This window comes from Candidatus Binataceae bacterium (genome assembly GCA_036495685.1).
Taxonomy (GTDB): domain Bacteria; phylum Desulfobacterota; class Binatia; order Binatales; family Binataceae; genus JAFAHS01.
In genome coordinates this window covers 1-8,789 of record DASXMJ010000107.1, presented here as the reverse complement: position 1 = coordinate 8,789, position 8,789 = coordinate 1, and the positions used below count along the sequence as shown (strand labels likewise).

The window sequence follows — 8,789 nt, the reverse complement described above, 5'->3', positions numbered from 1 at the left end:
CTGCTGCTGAGTCCGATAATCGCAAGCGCGGCCATGAGCCTGAGTTCAGTCTCCGTAGTGACCAACGCACTACGCCTCCGCCACGTGCGCTTGTGATAGCCGTCCGAACCAAACGGCTGTACTGTTTTGCGGCGGCGTGGTGGTTTTGGACCCCGGGTTTTTCTTCCCGGGTCCTTTGTGGTGAATTACTGAGACTCCGACTTCCGCGAGGTGATTGACGATGGCTGCGGCGCTCGACCCACAAATGAAGGCGATGCTTGATTTTGCGAACGCTTCCGGACCGATGTTTCTGCGCGCGGAAACACCTGAGCAGGCGCGCGCGAAGATGCGGGCCCTGCTGGAAGCGCGTACCGTCGAGCCCCCCGCGGTCTACCGCGTTGAGGATCAGCATATTCCAGGCCCGCATGCGCCGGTTCCGGTAAGAATCTATACCTCCGAGGGCAGGGTCCCGAAGGGTGTGCTCGTGTATTTCCACGGCGGCGGATGGGTGCTCGGCAGTATCACGACCCACGACGTTCTCTGCCGCTCGCTGGCCAATGCTGCCGGATGTATCGTGGTGTCGGTGGACTACCGGCTGGCGCCGGAGCACAAATTTCCTGCGGCGCCCGAGGATTGCTTCGCGGCAACCAAATGGGTCGCCGCTAACGCGGCGTCATTTGGAGGTGATCCGAATCGCGTCGCAGTCGGGGGTGACAGCGCCGGCGGCAACCTCGCCGCGACCTGCGCCCTGATGGCGCGCGACCGTGGAGGCCCGCAGCTCGTTTTTCAGCTGCTCTTCTATCCCGCGATTTCGGCCGCGAACGACACTCCATCGCAAAAGGAATTCTCCGACGACGGGCTCGTGCTGTCACGCCCCGACATGGAATGGTTCTGGGGTCACTACCTGAACGAACCGGCAGACGCTGCCAATCCGCTGGCCTGTCCCAACAAAGCGAACGACCTGGCCGGCCTGCCTCCGGCGCTGGTGGAGACCGCGAGTCACGACCCGTTGCGCGATGAGGGCGAGCGATACGCGGAGCAGATGAAAAAAGCCGGCGTACCGGTCACGCTTACGCGCTACCACGGCGTCACTCACGGCTTCGTGAGCTTCGCAGACGCACTGGACCAGGGCAAAGCAGGAATCAAGGAGGCAGGCGAGGCACTGCGCGGCGCATTCGGAAGGTAAGCCTCGCGACCCCGAGGCGAGGTGGCGAAGCGCCCGCGGAAGCGGTTGGGGGGAGGTAGTTGATTCGCGCCAGAGCGCGGAGCGGAGCGCTTTTAGTGCAGTCGCACTGGCGGTGAGCCGATCGCGCCGGGGGGGGGAATATTTCGAGGGATGGACGAGGACCCATCCGAGTCTTATCAGAGTGTCGGCGGCGGCGGCGGTTTGCGACCGTTTGCGGATCTCTACTACTTCCTGGTTCGCTCGCCATGGCCGATTCTGCTGTTGCTGGTGCTGGGCGTGTTTACCGCCGCCAACGCGCTGTTCGGTCTGGCCTACTGGTTCGACGGAGGGGTGCAGGGTTCACGGCCCGGCTCGTATCCCGACATGTTCTTTTTCAGTGTGCAGACCATGTCGACGATCGGGTACGGCGTGCTCCATCCGACCACGTTAATCTCGAACGCGTTGGTTTCGGTCGAAGCGCTGATGGGTCTGGTCGGACTCGCCCTGATGACCGGCCTGGTGTTCGCTAAGTTCTCGCTGCCCAGGGCGCTCGTGCGCTTTAGCCGCTATATGGTGGTGTCGAGGCGCGATGGCTTTCCGAGCTTGATGTTTAGGATGGCGAATCTGCGCGAGAGCCACATTCTCGAAGCGCAGGTCCATCTGACCTTTTCGCGCATCGAGGTCACGGCCGAGGGCGAACGGCTGCGCCGATTTTACGATCTCCGATTGCAGCGCGAGCGCAGCGCGCTATTTAGCCTGAGCTGGACTGCCGTTCATCAGATCACGCCTGATAGTCCGCTCTCGGGCGAGACGCCCGAGTCGCTCAGGGACGCGGGCGTCATGATCGTCATATCCTTGACTGGACTGGAGGAGACTTTTTCGCAGACCATCAATGCACGACAGTACTACGGAGCCGAAGACGTACTGTGGGGCAAGCGACTGGCCGACATCACCGGCTTCCGGGGCGGCGGAACACCGATGGTCGACTATTCGCGCTTCGATGAGGTGGTCGACGCACCGCTATAGCCGGGTTGCTCTTGAATGCTGGCCGGTCCGCCCCAACGCCGCCGGGTTAGCGAGTAAGCCGGCCACACGGCTAGCGCCAGCAGTAGAGCGATTGCAAAGTCGCGTTTGCCGTCGCCCGTGGAAACCGCGAGTCCGAAAGTTGCAAACCAGGTCAGTAGAGGCAATATCACCGTCAGCATGAGTCCGGCTCTTCCCCCACCGATAGTGAACAAACCCTCACGGTCGGGAACGAGCTGCCGCAGCTTAACCAGCGCCGCCATCTCGAGGGCTAGGGCCGCCATATAGAAGAAAACATCGAGTACCACCAGCGCGAGAAAGCCTAATGGAACCAGCAGCATGAAGATGACGCAGCACCAGATGATCGATCTTCGAGGCGTCGCCGTGGTGGCCCATATTTCGCGAAGCGCGGCCGGCAAATAACCCTCGCGCGCGAGCACATAGGGCATCCGCGAGACCCACAGCATCGCGGCTTGAAAGACCGCAAACGCCATCACGCTGCCCCCGATAGCTATCGCCCCGCCCAGCGTCCGGCCGCCGAGTTCAGTGCCGACCTGCGAGAACCAGCCCTCCTGCCAGTTCGCGCCGTTGTTGGCGCCGCTCAAAGAAACCATCAGGGGCAGAAGGTAACCGGCGGCCACCAGCGGAACTGCGACTGCGATCGCGCGGACGTAGTTGCGGCGCGGGTTTTCTATTTCCGCCGAGACGACGCTCAGATTTTCCCATCCGCCGAAGTTCCAGATGATAACCGTCAACCCGGCGCCCAGTGCTCCCAGAGGATCGGTCCCGAAAAGCGGCGCAGAAGGCATCTGAAAATTCGCAATACGTGTCCAGCCAAGCGCGATCAAAATGACGAACGGCAGCAAGAGTAGGGTGGCCAGTACAATCGAAGCGTCGCCGACCGGGCGGACGCCGGCGAGGTTGAGTAATCCCGCCAGCCAGACCAGGCCCACGCCCATTGCGATTTGCGCGGCAGGCCCGAGCGAGAGCAGGTACGACAGGTACGCTGCGAACAGGACAGGATAGAGCGCCATGTCCACGGCGGTGTAGAGAATGGTCAAGTAAGCTTCAGCGAAGCCCGCGAAGGGGCCCAGCCCTTCTTTGACCCAAAAGTAGAATCCACCCTCTACGGGCCGCAGGGCCGTGAGCTCCGCAGCCATCAGCGCAGTCGGCACGCTCAAGGTCAACGGCACGATCAAACACAGGAGAATTGCCAGCTTCGGGCCGGCGAAACGGACCGCGTCCTCCATTCCGTACGGCCCGCCGCTCACGACCAGATACATCAGGCACACCAGCGAAGCGAACCCGAGAGTCCGGCGCGACGTCAGACGGGTGAGGGTGGATTGTCCGGAGAAAGACTCGTGGTTCGGTTGTGATTGAGAGTTACTGGGCACCGTAAAGGAGACGCTCTAACCGAAGGGGTGGAGGCAGGCAAGGCGACAATTTCGCCTGACCCGGGTTTTTTATATCGATTCCGAGGATGCGAGACGTATAATGGAAGGGTGCCGCGAGGTTTGGCGCCAAGGGTAGGGGTGGTGCTCTCCCCAAATAGTCAGGCATAGTGCTATTAAATTGGTTCGAGAAACGCTCTGGACTCGCCCGTCAAATTAATGAAATTTTCAGCCAAATGCGTGGTGGGCGTGCTCGCGGTCGCGTCGGTGGTCTTGGTGGGATGTGCGCAAACCGCGCAACGCCCACCGGAGACTCCGGAAACCGCGAGCGCCGGTGATGCTAACAATTTTGGCGGAGCGCCCGCCGTCGAAATACCCTCCGACGCCAAGGCGATGGGCGCGTTCCTGATCGCAGAGACCGCGAACAACGACAACGATCGCGAAGGCGCGCTCAAGGGTTATGAAGACGCGGTTCGCTACGATCCAACCAACGCCCAGCTGCGGGTCCGCCTTGCGACTCTTTATGTACGCGACGGCCGGTTGAAAGAAGCGCTCCAGGAAGCGAACGAGGCGCTCAAGGTCAATCCTAATTCGGTCGACGCGCGCCTGCTCGCCGCCGGAATAAGCTCGGCACTCGGGGATGACGCGACCGCGGAACGCTACTACAAGGAAGTTCTCCGGCTCAGTCCCAAGAATCAGGAGGCGTACCTCTATCTGGGAACGTTGTACGCCAAGCGCGGCGATTTCACCGAGGCGGAGAACACCTTTCAGAGCCTGATTGCGCTCGATCCGGGCTCGTTCCTTGGCTACTACTACGCGGGCCGCGTGATGGTAGGAGCCAAGAAGTACGATGAAGCCGATCACTATTACCAGCAAGCGCTGGAACGAAATCCGGAACAGGAACTAGTGTTGCTCGACCTCGCTACCCTGCGGATTTTGCAGAACAAGCCGGAAGAATCAGTCGCGTACTACAAGAAGATCATCCAGATAAATCCGAACAACGAGCTCGCGCGCAAACGCCTGGCCGAAATCTATGTCGGCCAGAAGAAGTACGACGAAGCGCTGGGCGAGTTGCGGCAGCTGGAAGGCATCGAGACCAATCCGACCGACACGCGGACCAAGATCGGGCTTCTCTACTTCCGCAACGGCGACTACGACCAGGCCGCAACCCAGTTCAACCTGGTGCTTGGGACCGAGCCGAACAACATGCAGGTCCGGTTCTACCTGGGCGCGGTGTACATGGAGTTGAACGACTACAACCGCGCGATCGCCGAGTTCGAGCAGGTTCCCCCGACCGATGATCACTATGTCGAGTCCCGCATCCAGCTCGCCATCATCTACGACAAGCAGGATCACTACGACAAATCGATCGATGCGCTAAATGAGGCCTTGAAGCTCAAGCCCAACGACACCGAGCTGATGGGCTTTCTGCGCGAAGTGTACACCGAGAAGAAAGATTATGCCGCCGCGATTGCGATCGCGCGGAACATAGTCGCGATCGATCCACGCAATGATGACTTTCATTTCAAGCTCGGGGCTTGCCTCGATCTCGACAAGCAGCGCGAAGCGGGCATGGTTGAGATGAAGAAGGCGATCGAGCTTAACCCCAAGAACGCTCAGGCACTCAACTACGTCGGCTACACCTATGCCGAGGAGGGCAAGAACCTCGAAGAGGCCGAGCGGCTCATCAAGCGCGCCCTCGATGTTCAGCCGGAGGACGGCTTTTACATCGACAGCCTCGGCTGGGTGTATTACCAGAAGGGCGAATACAAGAAGGCCGTCGATGAGCTCGAGCGTGCGGTCAATCTGACCGGCAGCGATCCGACGATCACCGAACACCTCGGCGACGCCTATCGGAAGATCGGCAAGGTGCGCGAAGCCACGCACGAATACAACGACGCGCTCAAGAAGGCGCAGGAATCTGATCAAGTCGCGCGGCTCAAGGACAAGCTGCAAGTCCTCGAGCATGCGCAAAATACGGTGCATTGAGCCGTTGGGCCGGACACGCGATGCGATCGCTCGGGCGCCTGACCGCGATCGTCGCACTCGCGACCCTTCTCCCGGCCTGTGCGTCGTTGGGTCCGGGCAGTTCCCCCTCCGGCACCATAGAACTCTCGCAAGATCGCGCGACGCTGATTCATCAGTTGACGGAGAAAGTGGCGGAACGTGATCGAGCGCTGGTGTCGATGCAGACCGACGCGGTGATGGAATACTCGGCGCCGGATCGGCATCCGCCCAAGGTCCGCGAACAGATCGTCGCCAAGCGCCCCGATCGCCTTCGTGTAGAGGCGCTTTCGGCATTCAACGTCGCGCTGATCGTTGCGACCAGCGGAAAAGAGCTGACGATTTTTGAACCCTCGCGAAACCGCTTCACCCGCGCCGCCGCCACCGCGGACACCCTGAACCAATTTATCCAGATCCCGTTGGCGCCTGCCGACGCGGTGACGCTGCTGCTGGGAATCGCTCCCGACTCCGCCGCGCTTGCCACGCGTCCGCCCGACGCGATCGTGAGCGAGGGCGTGATGACGGTCGCCTCGTGGAGCGTAGAGAACTCCGCGCATCGCGAACTGGGATTTCAGGACGACCAACTTGCGTTGGTCCGGATGCGCGATGCTGACGGAACCGTCGACTACGAAGTGCGCTACGGCGAATACCAGGATGTGGGCGGGCTGATGTTTCCCTATGCGGTGGAGGCGACCTTTCCCAAGGCACGCAGCCGCATCTCATTCCATTACAAACGCCCGATCATCAACGGTGAAGTGCCTGACTCGGTGTTCGTTCTGTCCCCCTCCTCGGCAGGCGAGCAAGCCAACCTGGGCGATGCGAATCCATAGAGCGGTCAAGTTTGTCGCGGCGTTGCTGTGCGCGTTGGCATTGGGGGCATGCCATGTGAGCCGGCCCACGATTGATCACGCAACGCAACAGAATCTTTACAGCGCCATCCCCAACGACCCGCGCACTTTCAATCCAATTCTCGTGACCGACGCCACCTCCGGCAGGCTACTGGGGGACACCTTCGAAAGTTTCCTGCAGGTTAACTATCGCACGCTTCTTCCCCAACCGCGCATCGCGCAGAGCTGGGAGATCTCGCAGGATGAAAAGACGATGACTTTTCACCTGCGCCGCGGTATCAAATGGTTTGATGGTCAGCCGGTTACCGCGAGCGACGTTCTGTTTACTTTAAGGGTGATCTATGACCCCAGGATTCCGACCAGCATGCGTTCCACACTGTCCGTTGATGGAAAGCCTCTTAAGGTTACGGCACCGGACGACTACACAGTGGTGGTTTCGCTGCCCCATCCGTTTGCACCTCTTCTGTATGCGCTGGGAATTCCGATAATTCCCGAACATGTTCTGAAGCCCGCCTACGATGCTGGAAAATTCAACCACACGTGGGGTATCGACACCCCACCCCGCATGATCATTGGTAACGGACCCTTCCGGATAACGCGTTACGTTCCAGGCCAGGTCGTGCAGTTCGAACGCAACCCCGATTTCTGGATGGCCGATGAGCTATCGGGGCGCCTTCCGCGGCTACGAGGTCGCACGCGGCTCGTCATACCGGATCGAAACGCAGCCTATCTGCGATTTCTCGTGGGACAGGTGGATGTCTACGCACCGCCTCCAAGAGAAGTAGTCGATCTCAAGCAACAGGCCGCAAAGCTCAAGATAACTCTCAGCGAGATAGGCCCCGACACAGGATCGCTTTTCTTCTGTTTCAATCGCAACCCGCGATTCTTCGTGAAGAACGGCGTCGCCAGCCCCAAGCTCGCCTGGTTCACAGACCTGAATTTCCTGCGTGCGATGGCGCACGCTCTCGATAAGCAGGGTATCATCGATCTCTGTTTTCACGGCCTTGCGACCCCGGCGATTTCAGACATCCCGCCGGCCAACACCATTTATCACAATCCGAATTTGAAGGATTACGATTACGATCTTGCTGAGTCCGCGCGATTGCTCGAAGCGGGAGGGTACCATCTCATTGCCCCCTGGGTGCGTGTCGATTCCAAGGGTAACCGCTTGGAATTCACCATGACGTCTCCGACAGGTAGTCCCGAATCCAACCAGATGTGCGTCATTTACAAACAGGACCTTGAAAGTCTCGGCATCAAAGTCAACTACCGCCCCCTGGACTTCAATACGCTCGTCGAAAAACTCGATACCTCCTTCGACTGGGACTGCATGCTGATGGGATTCACCAGTTCGATCGATCCGAATGACGGTGCGAACTTCTATCTCTCTTCTGGCAATCTACACATCTGGGATCCCAATCAGTCCAAGCCTGCGACCCCCTGGGAAGCGGAAATCGATGAGATGATGCTCAAGGGCGCATCGGTGATGGATCCTGCAAAACGTGCCCCCTACTACTGGCGGGTACAGGAAATTCTTCATGACCAGCTTGCGGTGATACAAACGGTACGCGTGACCCAATACGCGGCATGGAAGAATTCAGTGGAGAACTACTATCCGACCGTCTGGGGCGAGCTCTACCGACCAGAGTGGATCCAGTTCAAAGTCAAATAGCACAGGCGCTATCCGGATGGGACGATTCCTCGTACGCAGACTGATCAACATGATCCCGTTGCTGGTGGGGATCACACTCCTGTCGTTCCTGGTCATGTCGCTGGCTCCCGGCGACTTTCTCTCAACCCTTAAAATGAACCCGCAAATCTCGCCGCAGGTTATCAAGCAGATGCAGGTCGAATTCGGACTCGATCAGCCCTTGCTGGTCCGTTACTTCAAGTGGCTCTGGTCCATGCTGCATCTAGACCTGGGGTTCTCACTCGCTTACCACGTCAGCGTGAGCTCGCTGATTGGCCAACGTGCTCTAAACACGATTATCCTCTCGGCGAGCTCAATGCTCTTTTCATGGATGCTCGCGATCCCGATCGGCATCGTGGTCGCGGTCAATCAAAACTCGATTTGGGACCGGATACTTTCCTTTCTGGCCTTCTTCGGAATGTCGGTGCCGAACTTCTTTCTTGCGTTCCTGATGATGTACTTCGCGCTCTACAGCGGATGGTTCCCCGTGGGCGGCACTTACTCGGTTGACTACGCTACGCTCGATTTCTGGAGCAGAATCGCCGACCGCATAAACCATCTGGTGCTTCCAGTGTTTGTGTTGGGCGTGGCCGGCATGGCGGGCCTCATGCGCCTGATGCGATCCCAGATTCTGGAAATCAAGAACTCGGAGTTCGTTCGTACCGCGCGCGCCAAAGGACTCCCCGAGC

7 protein-coding genes are annotated in these 8,789 nt (G+C 59.4%); 6 read left to right on the top strand and 1 reads right to left on the bottom strand.

Features of this window, described 5'->3' with window-relative positions; all coding sequences use genetic code 11:
* Window positions 1–220: 220 nt before the first annotated feature.
* Both VGI36_10790 and VGI36_10785 read left to right on the top strand, forming a co-directional pair.
* Window positions 221–1,165, top strand: a complete 945-nt coding sequence (locus VGI36_10790; protein HEY2485629.1) for an alpha/beta hydrolase — start codon at window positions 221–223, stop codon at window positions 1,163–1,165.
* Between the two features lie 150 nt (window positions 1,166–1,315).
* Entirely contained in the window at window positions 1,316–2,170 is an 855-nt protein-coding gene (locus VGI36_10785; GenBank protein HEY2485628.1) for an ion channel, read from the top strand.
* Here VGI36_10785 and VGI36_10780 read toward each other — a convergent pair.
* Window positions 2,131–3,561, bottom strand: coding sequence for an APC family permease (locus VGI36_10780; protein HEY2485627.1), 1,431 nt, complete (start codon window positions 3,559–3,561; stop codon window positions 2,131–2,133). The two genes, VGI36_10785 and VGI36_10780, sit on opposite strands and share 40 nt — an antisense overlap.
* Window positions 3,562–3,777: 216 nt before the next feature.
* On the opposite strand from VGI36_10780, the gene VGI36_10775 reads away from it, so the two are divergent.
* From VGI36_10775 to VGI36_10760, 4 genes are all read left to right on the top strand, one after another.
* Window positions 3,778–5,547, top strand: a complete 1,770-nt coding sequence (locus VGI36_10775; GenBank protein ID HEY2485626.1) for a tetratricopeptide repeat protein — start codon at window positions 3,778–3,780, stop codon at window positions 5,545–5,547.
* A gap of 20 nt (window positions 5,548–5,567) precedes the next feature.
* Complete coding sequence (locus tag VGI36_10770) at window positions 5,568–6,392, top strand: DUF2092 domain-containing protein (GenBank protein HEY2485625.1); 825 nt, start codon at window positions 5,568–5,570, stop codon at window positions 6,390–6,392.
* The gene (locus VGI36_10765) at window positions 6,379–8,082 is read left to right on the top strand and encodes an ABC transporter substrate-binding protein (protein ID HEY2485624.1); all 1,704 of its coding nucleotides are present in this window, start codon (window positions 6,379–6,381) and stop codon (window positions 8,080–8,082) included. The genes VGI36_10770 and VGI36_10765 overlap by 14 nt, the downstream gene beginning before the upstream one ends.
* Window positions 8,083–8,098: 16 nt before the next feature.
* On the top strand, window positions 8,099–8,789 hold a 691-nt coding region (locus tag VGI36_10760), incomplete at its 3' end, for an ABC transporter permease (protein ID HEY2485623.1).

Bases quoted from the DNA above. Each gene is read 5' to 3' on its own strand.
- VGI36_10790 (HEY2485629.1), top strand. From the start codon at position 221: ATGGCTGCGGCGCTCGACCCACAAATGAAGGCGATGCTTGATTTTGCG.
- VGI36_10785 (HEY2485628.1), top strand. From the start codon at position 1,316: ATGGACGAGGACCCATCCGAGTCTTATCAGAGTGTCGGCGGCGGCGGC.
- VGI36_10775 (HEY2485626.1), top strand. From the start codon at position 3,778: ATGAAATTTTCAGCCAAATGCGTGGTGGGCGTGCTCGCGGTCGCGTCG.
- VGI36_10770 (HEY2485625.1), top strand. From the start codon at position 5,568: ATGCGATCGCTCGGGCGCCTGACCGCGATCGTCGCACTCGCGACCCTT.
- VGI36_10765 (HEY2485624.1), top strand. From the start codon at position 6,379: ATGCGAATCCATAGAGCGGTCAAGTTTGTCGCGGCGTTGCTGTGCGCG.